The following is a 16,973-nucleotide window of genomic DNA, read 5'->3' as shown; positions in this document are numbered from 1 at the left end:
TGAGTCACACCTGTCGTCGTACTACTCTGTGCGCTCATGTCGTCCCCTCTGCACCGCAGAGCGTTCCACTCGTTGGTGCGCCGACTCGCGGAGGCAAGGCGCCGCAGCCCCGACGGGGAGGTGGTTTCCGGCCATCACAACACGAACCTCGTCCTGCCCCTGGGAACTCCGCTGGCCTTCCTGCTGCGGCAGCGGTCGGGAGACGTTCTCGCCAAGTTCCGCACGCCCAGGCAGGCGGTCGAAGTAGTGCCGCGGCTGTGGCGACGGGAGTCCGAGCTGCTGAGGGTGCTCGACGGCCGCGTGCGTCATGTGCCGCGTTGCCTGGCGGACTTCGGAGAATGGTCTCTGCACGAGTATCTGCCGGGCCCCACCCTCGCCGAGGTGGCTCCCGCAGGACAGCGGATCGGCCCGGACCGGCTGGCCACGCTCGCCGGATTCTTCGCAGAGACGGCCGGGGTGCCAGGGGAAGGTCTGCCTCCGCTGCCCGTGGACTGGCCGGACGACGGCGACAGTGAGGGTTTCCTGAGGTGGCTGGCCGGTTTCACCGAGCAGCGGGTGCACCAGGCCAATCGGCCGCGTTTCGGCATGCTGTTCGACGCCGTGGGCATTCCCCGCGACGCCGTGGAACGCTTCCTGGACACCCTTCGCACCCCGGCCCAGCGCCCCTTCGCCCTGTTGCACACCGACGTCCACCGGGGCAATGTGCTGGTCCTGCCCGGGGCCGACGGTGAGCGCCTGGCAGTGATCGACTGGGAACTCGCCCTGTACGGCGACCCGTTGCACGACCTCGCGACGCACTTGGTCCGGATGGACTACGCCAAGGAGGAGCGCGAGGTGATGATCGACCTGTGGACCCAGGCGATGCGCAGCACCGGCCACGGCGAGATGACCGCCGACCTGGACCGGGGGCTGCGCGCCTACCGCGACTTCGAGTACGTCCAGTCGCTCTACCCGGACGTGATGCGGGCCGCCCTGTACCTGCCCGAGCGTCCCGCCGAACATGAACTGTCCGAGGCGGCCGACCGGGTGTGCCGTGCGCTGCGCCGGGCCTGGCAGCCGCTGAAACTCACGGGTGATCCCCGGGACGAGGGCGAGGTCCGTGAAGCACTGCGCCGGTGGCATGCCGCTGACCGGGAATGGCGTACTCGGTCGGTTGCGGACCTGCCCGGTGGTGACGGGCTGAAACAGGAACACATAACCCGGCGTCCTCAGGGGCAGCGACTTCGTGTCCGGCAGCTCCGTCCGGCCGCCGCGGAGCGCAGGGAACCGACGGGCATGCCGGGCTGAGACGGGCCGAGGCGGGAAGGCGGGCGGATACGGCAATGGCTGTCGACGTCGACGTGTTCACGGACGTGAGCAGAGCGCTGGCCGGGGCCCGCTGCGTGCTCTTCGACTTCGACGGGCCGATCTGCCGGCTCTTTCCCGAGGACAGGTCGAAACCGATCGCCGACGAACTCCGGCGTGAGATCGAGGCCTTCGGTGCTTCTCACGTCCTCGGTGCGGCGGAGCGGACCCACAAGGATCCGCATGTCGTCCTGGGCGCGGTGCATCGAGCCCTGCGGGCGGGGGCGCCCGGCCTGCGAGAGCTGCTGCGCGTCCTGGAGGAACGGGTCACGGCCGGTGAACTCGCTGCCGCCGAACTCGTCGCCGCCCACCACGAGTGGCACACCCCGTACGCGGACGCACTCATCCGCAAACTCGCGCGCCGGGGAGCGACTCTGGCCGTGGTCACGAACAACTCTCCCTTGGCGGCGGAGGCGCATCTCGACCGGCGCGGACTGCTCCCGTACTTCGCCACGGTCCAGGGCCGCCGCGCCGACGACCCGGGCCTGATGAAGCCCCACCCCGACGTCCTGTTCCGCGCCCTGCGTGTGCTCGGCCTCGGCCCCGGCGACGCGGTGATGATCGGCGACACGCCTACGGACGTGGAGGCGGCCGCACGGGCGGGCGTGGAGTTCGTCGGCTACGGACGCAACGAACGCAAGGTCCGCGCGCTGTGCCGGGCAGCGGCCCCGACGGTGGTCACCTCGTACGGGCCGTTGATCGAGGGGGAGTGGGGGCCCGGGTCGTGACGCCGTGCCGCCGTGCCGCCGCCGGCGGACGCGGACCGTAGGCTCGCCGCATGAGCGAGATCGGGCTGCGGGAGCGCAAGAAGCAGCGGATGTACCAGGTCGTGTCGGACATCGCCGTCCGGCTCTTCCTGGAGAAGGGGTTCGACGCGGTGTCCGTCGCCGAGGTGGCGGCGGCGGCCGAGATCTCCAAGCCGACGCTGTTCCGGTACTTCCCGGCGAAGGAGGATCTGGTCCTGCACCGGATCGCCGACCACGAGGGGGAGGCCGCGCGGGTGGTGGCGGAGGCGGAGGGGGAGCCCGTGGAGGCCTTGCGGCGGCACTTTCTTGAGGGGCTGGAGCGGTCCGATCCCGTGACCGGGCTGAACGACGATCCCCGGGTGCTCGCCTTCCACGAGCTGCTCTACGGGACGCCCTCCCTGGTCGCCCGGGCGTACGCGCACCAGGAGCGGGCCGAGGCCGCGCTCGCCGAGGTGCTCGGGGGTGATCTGGACGCGCGGCTCGCGGCCGGGCAGATCATGGCCGTGCGGCGCATCCTCGCGATGGAGAACTGGCGGCGGATCGCGGCCGGGGAGCGGGTGGCGGACGTGCGGCCCGACGCGGTGGCGGCGGCGGAGCGGGCCTTCGGACGGCTGGCGGCGGGGCTGCCGCCGCGGGTCCGGGCGGACCGGCCCAGCAGCGGTACCGAGCAATAGATACCGAGTAATAAATTTAACTCGGTTACATTCTTTCGGTACGCTCGGTGGAATGACGCCGACCGAACCCGCCCTCCAGCACGCTCTCAGCCGTGAACGCGCCCACCACGACCGCTGCCGGGCCGCCCTCGCCGCGATGGTCGAAGGGGCCGACGAGCAGGTCGTCACCGGCGAGGACGTCTCCGCGTCGGGTGCCGACGCCGAGGTTCTCGGATACCGGCTGCGCAGCCAGGCCAAGGCGCTGCGCGAACTGCCCGAGGGACCCTTGTTCTTCGGGGCCTTGCAGGGGGAGCAGGGCGAGCTGCACATCGGGCGGCTGAGGATCACCGAGCACCCGGCCGAACCGCCGCTCGTCGTCGACTGGCGCGCACCCGTGTCGCGGGCGTTCTACCAGGCCTCCGCGCGTGATCCCCGGGGCGTCGCCGTGCGCCGGCGGTTCGGGTGGGCGCCCGGCAGCCGGGGCGACTCCGGCGACCTCACCGGCCTGGAGGACGAGCACCTGGGGGAGGGTGAGACGCGGGCCAGCGAGATCGTCGCCCGGGAGATCGAACGGCCCCGCGTCGGGCCCATGCGGGACATCGCCGCGACCATCCAGCCCGAGCAGGACGACCTCGTACGCGGCGACCTGGCGGCGTCGGTCTGCGTGCAGGGGGCGCCCGGCACCGGCAAGACCGCCGTCGGGCTGCACCGGGCCGCGTATCTGCTCTACACGCACCCGCAGCGCATCCGGCGCGGCGGTCTGCTGATCCTCGGGCCCAACCGCACCTTCCTGTCGTACATCGCGGAGGTCCTGCCGTCCCTCGGCGAGACCGGAGTGCGGCAGTCGACCCTGGCCGAGGAGATCGCACGGCATCCGGTCGCCGGCCGCGACGAACCCGCGACCGCCGCCGTCAAGCACGACGCCCGGATGGCCGAGGTGCTGCGGCGGGCGCTGTACGCGCGCGTGCGCGCCGGCGGCGGTGACGATGACGGGCTCGCCGTGCCCGACGGGGCGTACCGGTGGCGGGTGCCGGCGGCGGAGCTGGCGCGGATCGTGGCCCGGGTGCGGGAGGAGGAACCGCCGTACGGGGTCGGCCGGGAGCGGGTGCGGTCCCGGATCGTGCGGTCGGTGCGCGAGCAGGCCGAGCGACGGGCCGGGCCGCAGACCAACGCCTGGGTGCGCCGGGTCGAGCGGGCGCGGCCGTTGTCCGCGTACGTCGACGCCGTCTGGCCCCGGGTGCGGCCCGAGGAGGTCCTGGCCGAACTGCTCGGCGGCCCCGGGGTGTTGGCGGAGGCCGCCGACGGGCTGCTGGACCCCGGCGAGCAGCGGGCGCTGCTGTGGCGGAAGCCGCCCCGGTCGTGGAAGTCGGCGCGCTGGTCGGCCGCCGATCTGGTGCTCCTCGACGAGGTCGCCGGGCTGATCGAGCACCCGGAGGGCTACGGGCATGTCGTCGTCGACGAGGCGCAGGACCTGTCCCCGATGGAATGCCGGGCCATCGCCCGCCGGGCGCCCTTCGGCTCGCTGACGGTCCTGGGCGACCTGGCGCAGGGGACGACGCCGTGGGCGGCGCGGTCGTGGCACACCGTCCTGGCGCACCTGGGGAAACCGGACGCGGCCGTGGTCGAGCTGACCACCGGCTTCCGCGTGCCGCGGGCGGTCGTCGGCCTGGCCAACCGGCTGCTGGAGCGCCTGGACGTGGACGTACCGGCGGCCCGTTCGCTGCGCGGCGACGGGGAGTTGCGGATGCGGGAGACGTCCCCGGACGGCGTGCCCGGAGCGGTCGTGGAGGCCGTACGGGACGCACTGGGGCGGGAGGGCTCGGTCGGGGTCGTCGCGGCGGACGCGGACGTGCCCCGGATGCGGGCGGCCCTGGACGCGGCCGGCATCGGGGCGGCGGGCCCGGAGGAACTCGGCGCGCGGGTGTCCCTGGTGCCGGCGAGCGTCGTCAAGGGCCTCGAATACGACCATGTCGTGGCCGTCGAACCGGCGGCGATCGCCGAGGCGGAGGAACGGGGGCTGCACCGGCTCTACGTGGTGCTGACGCGGGCGGTGTCACGGCTGGAGGTGGTGCGGGGGAGGGCCTTGCCGTTCTAGCCGCGATGCCGCCGCGGCTAGGCCTGTCGGGTGCTCCGGCACCGTGAGGTGCGGATGCGTGATCCGTCGGCCGGGCGGATCTCCTTCTCGGTGATCCGCTCCTCGGGGAGTCCGATCCGAGCGGCGTCCACAGGGTGTGGACGCCGCCGCGCCGGGTCATGAGCCCGGGGCGAAGGGGCCGCCTCCGGTGAAGGCCAGTTCGTGGAAGCGTTCGCCGATGTGGCGGTGGGTGGCCGCGTCCGGGTGGACCTCGTCGGGGAGGGGGTGTTCGGCCGCGTCGGACTCGCCGTAGAGATCGAGGCCGTCGAGGTAGTGGATGTTCGGGTCGTCCGCGGCGCGCTGCCGCACGATGCGGGACAGTTCCTCCCGGATGACGGTGAGCGTCAGCTTCCCCGCGGCCACCTCCGCCGGGTCGCCCATGGCGGCGAACCGCAGCAGGCCCTCGCCGAGCCCGCTGAGGTCCGGGGCCGTGGGGCCGGGCGTGTCCTCGTGGATGGCGCAGTGGACGGAGGAGACGACCAGCAGCGGGGTGTCGGGGTGTCCCTCGCGGATCGTGTCGAGGAAACCGTGCACGGCCGGGCCGAACGCGCGCAGCCGCATCGCGTCCGCGTTGACGATGTTGATGCCGATCTTGACGCTGATCAGGTCGGCCGGGGTGTCCCGCATGGCGCGCGCGGTGAACGGGTCGAGCAGCGCGCTGCCGCCCAGACCGAGGTTGACCAGTTCCACCCCGCCGAGCAACGCGGCGATCGCGGGCCAGATGGCGGTCGGGCTCGCGGCGTCGGAGCCGTGGCTGATCGAACTGCCGTGGTGCAGCCACACCCGGCGGCCCCGGTCCGGCACGGGTGCCACGGGCGCGTCGGTGCGCAGGGCGACGAGCTCGGTGGTCTCGTTGTGCGGCAGCCAGATCTCGACGTCCTTCTCGCGCGCGGGCAGGCCGGTGAAGCGCACGGTGCCGACCGGGCCCGGCGTGACCTCGCCGTCCCAGGTGGCCATGTCGATCGTGAGGACGTTGCCGCCCGTCCCCGCGGCCTGGCCGGCCGGGCGCCCGTCGACGAGCAGGTCGTACAGGCCGTCCGGCCGGGGCGGGAAGCCGGCGTAGTCGCGCTTGGTGCGCAGCGTGTCCAGCTCGACGGCGGTCGCGGCGGTACGGAACGCCAGCCGTACGCCGGACGGCTGGGCCTCGGCCATGGCCAGCTGGGCGTTGGTGTTCTGCGCGCGGGCCCGGGCGGGCAGCCGGTGCGGGAGCAGCCCGTGTTCGGTGCGCTCCAGGTCGAGGGCGCCGCGCAGCAGGTCCGCCGTGAGGGGGGTGGTGATCCAGTCGTGCTCGGTGTGCATGGTGTCAGCCTCGGGGGTCGGTGGGGGGCGCGGGCCAGTTCCGCAGCAGCGTGTCGAGGGCGTCGAGGATCCGGGTCCAGGTGTCGTCGGTGTCGGGGGCGCTGTGGCTGAACCCGCCGCCCATCTCCAGGCTGACGTAGCCGTGGAAGACGCTGCCCAGCAGCCGGACCGCGTGGGTCTGGTCCGGTTCCGTCAGGTCGTAGCCGCGCAGCAGGGCCCGGGTCATCTGCGCGTGCCGGACGCCGGCGCTCGCGGCCGCCGTCTGCGGGTCGAGCCGCAGCTGGGCCGCGGCGTAACGGCCCGGGTGCTCCCGGGCGTAGTCGCGGTAGACGTTCGCGAGGGCGGCCAGGGCTTCCTTGCCGGACCGCCCGGCCAGGGCGTCGGCGGCCCGGTCGGCGAGTTCCGTGAGCGCGAGCAGCGCGATCCGGGTTCTGAGGTCCTGGGAGTTCTTCACGTGCGAGTACAGGCTCGCGACCTTGACGTCGAACCGGCGGGCGAGCGCCGAGACGGTCACCTGGTCAAAGCCGACCTCGTCGGCCAGTTCGGCACCCGCCTGGGTCAGGCGTTCCGGTGTCAGTCCTACGCGTGCCATATGGCCACTCCCTTCTGCCATAAGGGAGTGTGCATCTACCTAAGTGTATTAGGCAAATCTCTGCGTCCTTAGGCGTGCCTCAGGCGTCGTGTGCCTAAGGCATCTCACGCGTCTTGCAGAGCAGGCCGAGCGGGCTCCCGCAGCCTCCTGCCCCGCCTGGTCGGCCCCCAGGGCTTCAGGACGGAGATCACGGTCATGAAGACGTATGCGGACAGCGAGACGACCGGCCCGAACAGGACGTCACCGGCGTCGGGCAGGGGCCCGCCCGCGGCGACGGCGGTGACCGCGGAGTTCACCCCGGGGCGCAGGGCGAACACCGTGGCGGTGGTCGTGGCGAGGGTCAGCCAGAACTTCGTGCAGACCCAGCGGTACCGGACGAGTCCCCACGGTGTGCCCAGGGACAGCACCAGTCCGCTGAGCAGCGTGAGGAACGCGATGGGGAGCAGGAGCCAGTCGGCGAAGAGCTTCATGGCCCGGACGGACGCCTCCACGGTCACGGCGGACCCGGTGCCGGCCGCGGTGGTCCCGAGCGCGAGCAGCCCGAGCGTGAGCCCGAGCCAGCTCGCGGAGGCCGTGACGTGGACGACGAGAACGGCCCGGCGCGCCGGGCGGCCGAGTTTCGGAATCGGGTGGGGCTTCTGCTTCGGCTTCACGCTGCCACCGTGCCGGGAGGGGGCGGCGAAGGCGTCTTACGGCGGGAGTAAACCGGCGTACTGGCGTCGGCGTACGTGCGGGGTACCGGCGTGGACTCGCCCGGCGTGACGGCCCATCACCGTCGGCGCCGTCGTCTAGCTTCACGGCATGACCGAACCGTCCCACGTCACCGCCGTCCGAGAGTCCTACGACGCCGTCGCCGCCGACTACGCCCGGCTCGTCAAGGAGCCGGCCGAGCTGGACCCGGTGTCGCGCGCGATGCTGGCCGCCTTCGCCGAGCTCGTACGGCCGCCGCATCCCGGGCCGGTGGCCGACCTGGGCTGCGGCCCGGGCAAGGTGACGGCCCACCTGGCCGCGCTCGGAGTACCGGTGTTCGGCGTGGACGTGTCGCCGGAGATGGTCGAACTGGCCCGGGCGGCGTACCCGGATCTCCGCTTCACCGTCGGCTCGATGACCGCGCTGGAGATCGGCAGCGGCGAACTCGGCGGCATCCTGGCGTACTACGCCACCCACCACACCCCGCCGCAGTGGCTGCCGACCGTGTACGCCGAGTTCCACCGCACCCTGGCGCCCGGTGGCCGGCTCATGCTGGCCGGCCCGGTGGGCAGCGGCGAGCACCTGCGCCCGTCGCACGCCTACGGCGACCATCCGGTGTCCTACGAGTCGTACCTGCTGCCGCCGGACCGGATCGCCGAACTGCTCCACCGGGCCGGACTGGTCGTCACGACGCGTGTGGTGCAGGAGCCGGACGAGGGGACCAAGAGGCAGATCGGCACGTTCCTGGCGTACAAGCCGCGGTAGCGACAGGCGGGCCCCGCCGTCACCCGCCGTGCAGCCACACCCGCAGCGGGCCGACCGGCTCGAAGCCGTACCGGACGGCGGTCTCGAGGTCGTCACCGCTCTCGTAACCGACCACGGGCAGGGTGGGGAAGAGCCGGCCGAGCGCGTGCAGCACGACCGGCCAGGCGGCTTCGGGCCCGCCGTCCCGCCCGAAGACGTTGGAGACGCCGACCACGTGTTCGCTGCGGCCGGCCACCGCTCCGGCGACGACCCGCCCGTCGCCGGACCGTCCCACGATCACGAAGGTCTCCGGGTCGGCGAGCAGCCCGTCCCGGAACAGGCCCGCGTTCCCGGCGCCGCCGTCCCAGGCCCGTGCCCAGGCGCGCAGCGTCTCCGGATCGCCCGCCACGTCCCACGCGAGATCCGCCGGCTCGGGCGGCCCGGCGGGCGCGGCCGCTCCGGCCGGACGGTGGATCCACTGCGCCTCGAACAGCACCTTGAACCCGGCCCCCGTCAGGTCGAGATCGGCGAAGCTGTCCTTGACCGAGGCACCGGGCGAGCCCGTGTCGATCCGTGCCACGAGCGCGTCCGGGCCGGCGCCCGGCTCCAGCGTCACCGCGTCGGGATAGTAGAGCGGCGCCCGCTCCGCGGCGGCCCACGCCTCGCCCCCGAACTCACCCGCCACGCCGTGGGCCCGGCACATCGCCGCGCACCACTCGGCGTTGTTACGGGCGGCGGCACGGACCAGGGACTGCTGCGAAGTCGTCACGACCACGGATCATGGCCGGGCCGGGCACGGCTCGTCGAACGGTTTGGCGACCGGTCACTTCTCGGTCACTTCTAGGGTGATCGCGAGAGTGTCCACCCGATGACCGGCCTGGAGGCTGCGTGTCCGTACGGATGAAGTTGAGCGCGATAACCCTGGACTGCCCCGATCCGCTCGCGCTGGCGGCGTTCTACCAGGCGGCCACCGGCCTCGAACCGCACCCGAGGTCGAACGCCGAATTCGCCTCTCTGGGCGGTGGGGACGACCTCTCCCTCGGCTTCCAGCGGGTCGACGACTACCGGGCTCCGAGCTGGCCCGGCCAGGACGTGCCCCAGCAACTGCACTGCTGCTTCAGGGTCGCGGACCTGGAGGAGGCCGAAGCTCGACTGCTGGCGCTGGGAGCGGGCAGGCCGGAGCGGCAGCCGAACGAGAGCAGATGGCGGGTGCTGACGGATCCGGCGGGGCATCCCTTCTGCATCGTCGGGGGGTGAGGGGCAGAGGGCATGGGGCCGGGCCCGCCGCTACTCGGGCCGCGCGCCGGCGGCCTTCTCCGCACAGCCGCGGGCGACGGTGTCGGCGAAGACCCGGGCGAGCGGGGTGAGGGCGTCCCGGCGGCGGACGGCCCAGCCGACCGGCAGCGGGGGCAGATCGGGGACGGGGACGAGTCGGAGGGGACCGTCACCGGGTACCTCCCAGCCGGGCAGGACGGGCACGACGGCGTGTCCGAGGCCTAGCTCGGCCAGCAGGAGGGCGGTGTCCCAGTCGGCGACGCTGGTGTCGGAGCTGGTCCTGATACGCGATCACGCCAGCTCCCCGTGGACTGTTCGAGTGGCGGGCGGGCCTCAGCCCTTGACGTCCTCCGCGATCCGCTGGGCGGCCTGGGCGGGCGTGAGGTGTGTGGTGTCGACGACCTCGGCCTCGGCGTGCAGCCACGTGCGGGCCGCCTCGGCGTAGGGCTCGAGGTAGGCGAGACGGAACGAGGAGGGGCCGAGAACGGTGTCCCCCAGGATGCGTCCGCGGAGGGTGTCCTGGTCGGCGTGGAGGATGAAGTGCCGTACGGGGATCTCGTGTTGGGCGAGGCCCGCGCTGATCTCGCGCCAGTACTGCTCGACCAGGACGGTCATGGGCATCACCAGAGTGCCGCCGGTGTAGTCGAGTACGCGGCGGGCGGTCTCGACCACGAGCGGCCGCCACGGCGGCCAGTGCTGGAAGTTGTCCGTCTCGGGCAGCCCCGGCCTGATGTCCATGAGTGTCTCGCCGACCTTCTCGGCGTCGAACACCCGTGAGCCCGGGATCAGCCGCTGCACGAGTGCACTGGTCGTCGTCTTGCCCGCGCCGTGGGTGCCGTTGATCCATACGATCACGGGACCTCACGCTAGCGCTGTGCGGGCCGCGGGGACGGGTACTTGACGGCACGCACCCCCGGGCGCGTGGCGTGGCGCACTATTGCAAGCAGGTGCTTGCAATAGTTAGCGCGGTGCGGCACTGTGGAGTCATGGCATCGCTCAACGTCGGCAATCTCGGTGACTACCTGCGCGAACAGCGGCGCAACGCGCAGCTGTCGCTTCGGCAGCTCGCCGACGCCGCCGGGGTGTCCAATCCGTACCTGAGCCAGATCGAGCGCGGGCTGCGCAAGCCGAGCGCGGAGGTTCTGCAGCAGGTCGCCAAGGCCCTGCGGATCTCCGCCGAGACGCTGTACGTCCGGGCCGGCATCCTCGACGCCGAGCGGGACCGGGACGAGGTGGAGACGCGCGCCGTCATCCTCGCGGACCCGGCGCTGCACGAGCGGCAGAAGCAGGTGCTGTTGCAGATCTACGAGTCCTTCCGCAAGGAGAACGGGTTCGGGACCGGCGACGGCTCCGCGGTCGTCGACCTCGTGGTCGCGCAAGACGAGGCGGACAGGGACGGGGACGCTCCCGACGGCGGCACCGGGATACGACGGACCCGCACGGCCGACGGCGGCAGGCCCGCCGAGCGCCGTACCCGCGACACCGACGGCGGGGCGTCCGCGTCCCCGTCGGCGACCCGCCGCACACTCAAGGACGACAGCGGTACGTCACCGTCGCCCGCCCGTCGTGCCCGCAAGGGCACCGGCGGTACGTCCGCCGCCCGCCGGTCCCGCAAGGACACCGGCGGCAGTGACACCGACCCGCAGCAGACGGCCGGCTGAGCCGGACCAGGGCACCGGCCGACCGCCGCGGATCACACAACCCTCAGCCGAACCCTCAAGCGAAAAGAATCCGGGAGGACCATCACCATGGCCATCACCGACGACCTGCGCAAGACCCTCAGCGACCCGACGCCGCTCTACTTCGCCGCAGGCACCGCCGACCTCGCCCTTCAGCAGGCCAAGAAGGTGCCGGCCCTGGTGGAGCAGCTGCGCTCCGAGGCCCCCGCGCGGATCGAGGCCGTACGCAACACCGACACCAAGGCGGTCCAGGAGAAGGCCACCGTCCGGGCCAAGGAGGCCACCGCCCGCGTCAAGGAGACGCAGCAGACCCTCCAGAACAAGGTCACGGAGTTCATCGGCTCCATCGACGTCGACATCAAGAAGCTCGGCAGCACGATCGACGCCGACCTGAAGAAGATCGGCGAGACCGCCCAGGACGTCGCGCTGCGCAGCGTCGGCGTGGCCGCCGAGTACGCCGTCAAGGCCCGGGAGACCTACGAGAAGGTCGCCGAGCACGGCGAGCAGGCCGTGCGCACCTGGCGCGGCGAGGCCGCCGAGGGCATCGAGGACGTCGCCGAGGGCGTGGAGGAGCTCGCCATCGCCGTCGAGCCGAAGGCCGAGCCGGTCGAGGTCAAGGCGGAGCCGGTGAAGCCCGCCGGCAGCACGACCGCGGCCGCCCCGGAGAAGAAGGCTCCCGCCAAGAAGGCCCCGGCCCGCAAGACCACCACCGCCAAGAAGAGCACGCCGCCGGCCAAGTAGGACCGCGGAGGCCGCAGAGCGACGGCAACGGGCCGGGCACCCCGGGGGTGTCCGGCCCGTTGTACGGGTACGGTGACCGCGTAGGGACGAGCCGAGTCAGGTGGTGGACGTTGTGCTGATGCAGGGCTTCGCAGGGTTGATGTGGCTTCTGAGCATGGCCCTGATCGTTTTCAGCGGCTTCGCGTTGATCGACGCGGCCGTTCGGCGGGAGGACGCCTACCGCGCCGCCGACAAGAAGACCAAGCCGTTCTGGCTGATCATCCTCGGGCTCGCCTTCGTGGTGAACCTGCTCTTCCCGATCCTGTCGTTCCTGCCGATCATCGGGCTCATCGCGACGATCGTGTACATGGTCGACGTGCGCCCCGCCATCCGGGCGCTCCCCGGCGGCGGCCGCAGCCAGCGCGGCTCCAGCAGCGACGGCCCGTACGGCCCCTGGAACGGCGGCCGGTAAGACCCCCGGCAGTCCTGGAGCCCGGTGGAGCCGGGGCTACGGCACCCGGTCCAGCAGCAGTACCGCCACGTCGTCCGTCAGCTCGCCACCGTTGAGGTCGCGCACCTCGTTCACCGCTGCCCGCAGCAGCTGCTCGCCCCGCAGTCCCTCGGCGATCTGGCGACGCACCATCGCCGTCATGCCGTCCTGGCCGAGCCGCTCCCGGCCCTCACCGACATGGCCCTCGATCAGACCGTCGGTGTAGAGCATCAGGCTCCACTCGGCACCCAGCTCCACCTGCATACGCGGCCACCGGGCACCCGGCAGCAGCCCGAGGGCCGGCCCGTTGTTGTCGTACGGCAGCAGGCGGGCCGGTGTGCCCGGGCTGGCCAGCAGGGGCGACGGGTGGCCCGCCAGGCACAGGCCGGCGCGGCGGCCGTCCGGCGCGATGTCGACCGTGCACAGGGTCGCGAAGATCTCGTCGTCGGCCCGCTCGTGCTCCAGCACCTGCTGGAGCGTGCCCAGGAGCTGGTCCCCGCACAGGCCCGCCAGCGTCAGCGCGCGCCACGCGATCCGCAGCTCCACGCCCAGGGCGGCCTCGTCCGGACCGTGACCGCAGACGTCACCGATCATGGCGTGCACGGTGCCGTCCGGCGTGCGCACGACGTCGTAGAAGTCGCCGCCGAGCAGGGCGCGCGAGCGGCCCGGGCGGTAGCGGGCGGCGAACCGGAGCGGGGAGCCGTCCAGCAGCGGGGTCGGCAGCAGACCTCGCTCCAGGCGGCGGTTCTCCTGGGCGCGCAGCCGACCCTCGGCGAGCCGGCGCTCGGCCGACTCGGAGCGTTTGCGCTCCACGGCGTAGCGGATCGCCCGGCTCAGCAGCCGGCCGTCCAGCTCGTCCCGGAAGAGGTAGTCCTGGGCACCCACGCGCACCGCCTCCGCGCCGCGCTCGGCGTCGCCCGAGGCGGTCAGCGCCAGGACGGCGTGCCGGGGCGCGAGCTCCAGCACGTGCTTGAGCACGGCGAGCTCGTCGTCGGTGTCGCCGCGGCCGGGCGCGGGCAGCGCGAGGTCCAGCAGGATGCAGTGGACGTCGTCGGTCAGCAGCCGCCCGGCCTCGGTGAGGTTGCGGGCCGTGCGGACGCGGATCGGCTTGCCCGCCTGGTCGAGCATGTCGGGCACGATCGGCGAACCGGCCGGATCGTCCTCGATCAGCAGCAGGGTCAGGTTGGTGTGGGCGGTGTTGTTCTCCACCTTGTCCGTGGTGTTCCCTGCGGTGTCCGGCGTGCGCGGGGCCGTCGCCGAGGCGTCCTTGCCGGACTGCTCGGCGGGGCGGTCGCACGGGGACTCGGCCTGCGCCTGACCACTCTCCGCGGCCGGGATCGCTCTCTGCCGCGGTATGGGTACGGGCATCGTCTTGGGTTCCTTCCCTCCCCCCGAGGGCACGGCGGGGGCGAGGGACCTCGACCCACCGACGGGGACCATAGCGGGTGTCGGCGCCGCATTGGAATGGTGTGAGCCACGCCGCTGCGCCATCGGCCAGTGTCATATGCCGCGATATGCCCCCCAGTTGGACACCTCCGGCATGCTGTGGGGATGACGAACGTCACGTCAGCACGCGGTCGGGCGGCGGCTTCGGGGTGGACTGGGTCACGTGTCCCAGGTCACCGGCAGGGGTGTCGTGACCTGTTGTCCGGTATCCGGTGCCCGGTCGGCGCCTGTCCGGCCGGTGTCGGCGCCCGTTCAGTCGGTGTCGTCCGGTCCGTGCCGGCCTCGGCGTCCGCTCAGTCCGTGTCGGCCTCGGCGTCGGTGCCCGGCCGTACCACCCCGAGGATGGGCATCGTCCCCGCCCCCGCGAGGGTCACCGTCCGCCCGGGCCGCGGCGCGTGCACGATCGCCCCGTCGCCGACGTACATCGCGACATGGCTGGCGTCGTCGAAGTAGATGATGAGGTCGCCGGGCCGCATGTCCTCGATGTCGATGTGCCGCAGCCGCTTCCACTGCTCCTGCGAGGTGCGCGGAATGCCCTGTCCGGCGGACAGCCAGGCCTGTGAGGTCAGCCCCGAGCAGTCGTAGGTCTTCGGGCCCTCGGCGCCCCACTGGTACGGCTTGCCGATCTGGGCCGTGGCGTACGCGACGGCCTTCTTGCCCTGCTCTGAGGCCTTTCCGCTGATCTCGTCGAGGATGCCGGAGTCGAGCCAGGCGGTCTGTGCCTTGCCGGCCGCCTCCTTCTCCAGCTCGGCGAGGCGCTCCTGCTCCTCCTTCTGGAGCTCGGACTCGAGCTTCTCCGCCTGCGCGATCTGCTGCTCGATCTTCTTCTGCGCGGACGCCTTGGCCTTGCGGCCCGCCTCCAGTTTCTTCCACTGGGCGGAGGCGTCCTTGGCGTACTGCTCCAAGTCCTCCTGGGTGCGGGCCAGTTCGCCGATCAGGCCCTTGGCCGCGTGCTGGCCCTGGCGCACCCGGCCCGCCCCGTCGAGGAAGTCCTGCGGATCGTCGCTCAGCATCAGATGGGCCTCGGGCGGCAGTCCACCGCCGCGGTACTGGGCGGCGGCCGAAGCGCCCGCGCGGTCCTTCAGCTTCGCCAGCTTCTCCTTGCCCTCGACGATCTTCTTGGCCAGCTTGACGATCTCGGCGGACTGCTTGTCCGCCTTCTCCTCGGCGGCGTTGTACTCGTCGGTGGCACGGGCCGCGGCGCGGTAGAGCTTGTCGAGCTTCTTGCGTATGGCCTCGAGGTCCTTGCCGGGCGCGAGCGTCGGGCTCGCGCTCGGGGTGGGGGTGGGACTTGGGCTCGCGAACGCCGTGCCCGGTGCCGCCAGCACGGTGACCGCGCAGACCACGGCCACGGCCGTCGCGATCAGGCCACGCTTGCCCGTACCCATACCTCAGCCCCCAAACTGATTAACCGTCAGTAACGTCCGGCTCGCCTGGGGATGCTGCCATGTCGGCGCGCGAAGCGACAGGGGTAGTTCTTCCCGCGCTCCCCTCCCCGATATGCCTCCGGCATGACGATCTCCCCGCCTGTGTGACGAACGACTCAAAGAGATCGTTCCCCGCGGGAAGCGCCGAGGAGTTTCCGCCGCGCGGCCCGGGAGGTCAGCGCCGTGGCGCCAACGCCTCCCACCGCACCGTCACTTCCCCCTGCCGCCACCGCACCGGGCCGTCCGTCACCGGCCAGTCGGAGGTCAGGGCCCGTACCGCCCGGATCCAGCGCTGGCGGGCGCCGTAGGAGGCGTAGGGCGCGGCGGCGGCCCAGGCGCGGTCGAAGTCGCGCAGGAAGGCGTGCACGGGCTCGCCCGGGACGTTGCGGTGGATGAGCGCCTTCGGCAGGCGTTCCGCCAGGTCCGAGGGGCGCTCCAGGGAGCCGAGCCGGGTCGCGAAGGTGACCGCGCGCGGTCCCTCCGGCCCGAGCGCGACCCAGACGTGCCGGCGTCCGATCTCGTCGCAGGTGCCCTCGACCAGCAGTCCGCCGCGCGCACCGGTCGCCGGATCGGCGGGCGCCAGCCGTCCGCACAGCCGGTGCCAGACGGCGGCGACCTCCCCCTCGTCGTACTGCCGCAGCACGTTCGCCGCGCGGACCAGCAGGGGCCGCTGCGGGATCGGGATCTCGAAACCGCCGTGCCGGAAGACGAGCCCCGCCCGCTCGTACGGCAGCGCCGCCGCGACCCTCGCCGGTTCGATCTCGACGCCCACCACACGCGCGCGTGGCGCGACCGTACGGAGGCGGTGCAGCAGCTCGACGGCCGTCCAGGGGGCGGCACCGTACCCGAGGTCGACCGCCACCGGGTCGGCGGCACGGCGCAGCTCGGCGCCGTGCGTGGCCGCGATCCAGCGGTCCATGCGGCGCAGGCGGTTGGGGTTGGTCGTCCCGCGCGTCACTGTTCCCAAGGGGCGGGTGGCTGCGCGGGAAGTCATGCGTACGAGGTTAAGCGGCTCGTTGAGGATGTACGGCCCTCGGTGCTGAGCGGCCCCTAATACCCGGCGCCACCCTCACCCCCGCCCCCGTACGTCCCGAACCCCGGAGCCCCCGCCGTCTCGAACACATGCACCGACAGGCCCCCCGGCGTCGTCCGGTGCTCGGCCAGCCGCAGCCCGGCCGGTGCGCCGCCGTCCGGGAAGAGGCGGCGGCCCTGGCCGACCACGACCGGGGCGATCACGAGCCGCAGCGTGTCGATCAGCCCGGCGGCCAGCAGGGACTGGGCGAGCCGGGCGCTGCCGTGGATCTGGAGCTCCCGGCCCGGTTGCCGCTTCACCTCCGCCACCTGGGCGGGGACGTCGCCGGACAGGATCGTGGTCGGATCCCAGTCGGCCGTGGTCAGGCTCCGGGAGGCGACGTACTTCGGCAGGCCGTTCATGATCCCGGCGAGGGGATGGTCGGTCATCGCCGGCCAGTCCCGGGCGAAGTTCTGGTACGTACGCCGCCCGAACAGCAAGGCGTCCGCCTCACCGAGCCAGCCGCCGGCCAGCCGCTCGAACTCCTCGTCCAGATGCGGCACGAACCAGCCGCCCCGCTCGAAACCGTCGCTGGTGTCCTCATCCGGGGCACCCGGCCCCTGGGAGACACCGTCGAGCGACAGGAACTCCTGCACCACCAGCTTCATCGCGCACCACTCTCTTCTCGCTCGTCGCCACCGGTACTTCCGACACCGGCGGAG

Annotated in this window: 18 protein-coding genes and 1 pseudogene; 9 read left to right on the top strand and 10 right to left on the bottom strand. The window is 72.6% G+C overall.

The genetic code is table 11. The features are described 5' to 3' along the window. Positions 1-36: 36 nt before the first annotated feature. The 4 genes from ABFX81_RS25860 to ABFX81_RS25845 are packed head-to-tail and all read left to right on the top strand — an operon-like array spanning position 37 to position 4,838. The gene (locus ABFX81_RS25860; RefSeq protein WP_346138722.1) at positions 37-1,287 is read left to right on the top strand and encodes a phosphotransferase family protein; all 1,251 of its coding nucleotides are present in this window, start codon (positions 37-39) and stop codon (positions 1,285-1,287) included. 35 nt (positions 1,288-1,322) lie between these two features. After that, positions 1,323-2,072, top strand: coding sequence for an HAD-IA family hydrolase (locus ABFX81_RS25855; protein ID WP_086849245.1), 750 nt, complete (start codon positions 1,323-1,325; stop codon positions 2,070-2,072). Between the two features lie 50 nt (positions 2,073-2,122). Continuing rightward, positions 2,123-2,764, top strand: coding sequence for a TetR family transcriptional regulator (locus ABFX81_RS25850; protein ID WP_086849244.1), 642 nt, complete (start codon positions 2,123-2,125; stop codon positions 2,762-2,764). 52 nt (positions 2,765-2,816) lie between these two features. After that, positions 2,817-4,838 (top strand): helicase domain-containing protein, encoded by a 2,022-nt coding sequence (locus ABFX81_RS25845; protein WP_086849242.1) that lies wholly within the window; start codon positions 2,817-2,819, stop codon positions 4,836-4,838. Between the two features lie 156 nt (positions 4,839-4,994). On the opposite strand, the gene ABFX81_RS25840 is transcribed toward ABFX81_RS25845, so the two are convergent. The 3 genes from ABFX81_RS25840 to ABFX81_RS25830 all read right to left on the bottom strand — a co-directional run bounded on the left by ABFX81_RS25840 (position 4,995) and on the right by ABFX81_RS25830 (position 7,421). Further along, a complete protein-coding gene (locus tag ABFX81_RS25840; protein ID WP_346138721.1) occupies positions 4,995-6,176 on the bottom strand; it encodes a GDSL-type esterase/lipase family protein in 1,182 nt (393 codons plus the stop codon). 4 nt (positions 6,177-6,180) lie between these two features. Next, the gene (locus ABFX81_RS25835; protein WP_346138720.1) at positions 6,181-6,768 is read right to left on the bottom strand and encodes a TetR/AcrR family transcriptional regulator; all 588 of its coding nucleotides are present in this window, start codon (positions 6,766-6,768) and stop codon (positions 6,181-6,183) included. 104 nt (positions 6,769-6,872) lie between these two features. Then, a complete protein-coding gene (locus tag ABFX81_RS25830) occupies positions 6,873-7,421 on the bottom strand; it encodes a DUF2269 domain-containing protein (RefSeq protein ID WP_346138719.1) in 549 nt (182 codons plus the stop codon). 148 nt (positions 7,422-7,569) lie between these two features. On the opposite strand from ABFX81_RS25830, the gene ABFX81_RS25825 reads away from it, so the two are divergent. Beyond that, positions 7,570-8,223, top strand: a complete 654-nt coding sequence (locus tag ABFX81_RS25825) for a class I SAM-dependent methyltransferase (RefSeq protein WP_346138718.1) — start codon at positions 7,570-7,572, stop codon at positions 8,221-8,223. Between the two features lie 19 nt (positions 8,224-8,242). Here ABFX81_RS25825 and ABFX81_RS25820 read toward each other — a convergent pair whose 3' ends face one another. After that, positions 8,243-8,971 carry a hypothetical protein gene (locus ABFX81_RS25820; protein WP_346138717.1) on the bottom strand — a complete coding sequence of 243 codons (729 nt, stop codon included), beginning with the start codon at positions 8,969-8,971 and terminating at the stop codon, positions 8,243-8,245. Positions 8,972-9,102: 131 nt separating this feature from the next. Between ABFX81_RS25820 and ABFX81_RS25815 the strand changes: the two genes are divergently transcribed. Continuing rightward, the gene (locus tag ABFX81_RS25815) at positions 9,103-9,459 is read left to right on the top strand and encodes a VOC family protein (protein ID WP_381039031.1); all 357 of its coding nucleotides are present in this window, start codon (positions 9,103-9,105) and stop codon (positions 9,457-9,459) included. Between the two features lie 30 nt (positions 9,460-9,489). On the opposite strand, the pseudogene ABFX81_RS25810 reads toward ABFX81_RS25815, so the two are convergent. Further along, positions 9,490-9,762: pseudogene (locus tag ABFX81_RS25810) on the bottom strand (LysR substrate-binding domain-containing protein); the annotation flags it as partial. Positions 9,763-9,810: 48 nt separating this feature from the next. Beyond that, entirely contained in the window at positions 9,811-10,332 is a 522-nt protein-coding gene (locus ABFX81_RS25805; RefSeq protein ID WP_086854218.1) for a nucleoside/nucleotide kinase family protein, read from the bottom strand. A gap of 131 nt (positions 10,333-10,463) precedes the next feature. On the opposite strand from ABFX81_RS25805, the gene ABFX81_RS25800 reads away from it, so the two are divergent. The 3 genes from ABFX81_RS25800 (at position 10,464) to ABFX81_RS25790 (ending at position 12,348) form a co-directional block, all read left to right on the top strand. Beyond that, on the top strand, positions 10,464-11,138 hold the full coding sequence (locus tag ABFX81_RS25800) for a helix-turn-helix domain-containing protein (protein ID WP_086854217.1): 675 nt from the start codon (positions 10,464-10,466) through the stop codon (positions 11,136-11,138). 87 nt (positions 11,139-11,225) lie between these two features. After that, positions 11,226-11,897 carry a hypothetical protein gene (locus ABFX81_RS25795; protein ID WP_086854216.1) on the top strand — a complete coding sequence of 224 codons (672 nt, stop codon included), beginning with the start codon at positions 11,226-11,228 and terminating at the stop codon, positions 11,895-11,897. Positions 11,898-12,015: 118 nt separating this feature from the next. Then, positions 12,016-12,348, top strand: a complete 333-nt coding sequence (locus ABFX81_RS25790; RefSeq protein WP_030243067.1) for a DUF2516 family protein — start codon at positions 12,016-12,018, stop codon at positions 12,346-12,348. A gap of 36 nt (positions 12,349-12,384) precedes the next feature. Here the strand turns inward: ABFX81_RS25790 and ABFX81_RS25785 are convergent, their stop codons facing one another. The 4 genes from ABFX81_RS25785 to ABFX81_RS25770 form a co-directional block, all read right to left on the bottom strand. Further along, the gene (locus tag ABFX81_RS25785) at positions 12,385-13,734 is read right to left on the bottom strand and encodes a SpoIIE family protein phosphatase (protein ID WP_086854215.1); all 1,350 of its coding nucleotides are present in this window, start codon (positions 13,732-13,734) and stop codon (positions 12,385-12,387) included. A 371-nt stretch (positions 13,735-14,105) separates the two neighbouring features. Further along, the gene (locus ABFX81_RS25780) at positions 14,106-15,200 is read right to left on the bottom strand and encodes an NlpC/P60 family protein (RefSeq protein ID WP_086854214.1); all 1,095 of its coding nucleotides are present in this window, start codon (positions 15,198-15,200) and stop codon (positions 14,106-14,108) included. A 214-nt stretch (positions 15,201-15,414) separates the two neighbouring features. After that, positions 15,415-16,233 (bottom strand): class I SAM-dependent methyltransferase, encoded by an 819-nt coding sequence (locus tag ABFX81_RS25775; protein WP_346138715.1) that lies wholly within the window; start codon positions 16,231-16,233, stop codon positions 15,415-15,417. A gap of 56 nt (positions 16,234-16,289) precedes the next feature. Continuing rightward, positions 16,290-16,919 (bottom strand): dihydrofolate reductase family protein, encoded by a 630-nt coding sequence (locus ABFX81_RS25770; RefSeq protein WP_346138714.1) that lies wholly within the window; start codon positions 16,917-16,919, stop codon positions 16,290-16,292. Positions 16,920-16,973 lie beyond the last annotated feature (54 nt).

It is taken from the genome of Streptomyces coeruleofuscus (genome assembly GCF_039532725.1).
Classification (GTDB): domain Bacteria; phylum Actinomycetota; class Actinomycetes; order Streptomycetales; family Streptomycetaceae; genus Streptomyces; species Streptomyces coeruleofuscus.
Note: the sequence above shows the minus strand (reverse complement) of the source record. Positions and strands in the feature narration are given on the sequence as shown.

Coding starts and splice junctions, on each gene's coding strand:
- ABFX81_RS25860 (WP_346138722.1), top strand. CDS start 37: ATGTCGTCCCCTCTGCACCGCAGAGCGTTCCACTCGTTGGTGCGCCGA.
- ABFX81_RS25855 (WP_086849245.1), top strand. CDS start 1,323: ATGGCTGTCGACGTCGACGTGTTCACGGACGTGAGCAGAGCGCTGGCC.
- ABFX81_RS25850 (WP_086849244.1), top strand. CDS start 2,123: ATGAGCGAGATCGGGCTGCGGGAGCGCAAGAAGCAGCGGATGTACCAG.
- ABFX81_RS25845 (WP_086849242.1), top strand. CDS start 2,817: ATGACGCCGACCGAACCCGCCCTCCAGCACGCTCTCAGCCGTGAACGC.
- ABFX81_RS25840 (WP_346138721.1), bottom strand. CDS start 6,176: ATGCACACCGAGCACGACTGGATCACCACCCCCCTCACGGCGGACCTG.
- ABFX81_RS25835 (WP_346138720.1), bottom strand. CDS start 6,768: ATGGCACGCGTAGGACTGACACCGGAACGCCTGACCCAGGCGGGTGCC.
- ABFX81_RS25825 (WP_346138718.1), top strand. CDS start 7,570: ATGACCGAACCGTCCCACGTCACCGCCGTCCGAGAGTCCTACGACGCC.
- ABFX81_RS25815 (WP_381039031.1), top strand. CDS start 9,103: ATGAAGTTGAGCGCGATAACCCTGGACTGCCCCGATCCGCTCGCGCTG.
- ABFX81_RS25800 (WP_086854217.1), top strand. CDS start 10,464: ATGGCATCGCTCAACGTCGGCAATCTCGGTGACTACCTGCGCGAACAG.
- ABFX81_RS25795 (WP_086854216.1), top strand. CDS start 11,226: ATGGCCATCACCGACGACCTGCGCAAGACCCTCAGCGACCCGACGCCG.
- ABFX81_RS25790 (WP_030243067.1), top strand. CDS start 12,016: ATGCAGGGCTTCGCAGGGTTGATGTGGCTTCTGAGCATGGCCCTGATC.
- ABFX81_RS25785 (WP_086854215.1), bottom strand. CDS start 13,734: ATGCCCGTACCCATACCGCGGCAGAGAGCGATCCCGGCCGCGGAGAGT.
- ABFX81_RS25780 (WP_086854214.1), bottom strand. CDS start 15,200: ATGGGTACGGGCAAGCGTGGCCTGATCGCGACGGCCGTGGCCGTGGTC.
- ABFX81_RS25775 (WP_346138715.1), bottom strand. CDS start 16,233: ATGACTTCCCGCGCAGCCACCCGCCCCTTGGGAACAGTGACGCGCGGG.
- ABFX81_RS25770 (WP_346138714.1), bottom strand. CDS start 16,919: ATGAAGCTGGTGGTGCAGGAGTTCCTGTCGCTCGACGGTGTCTCCCAG.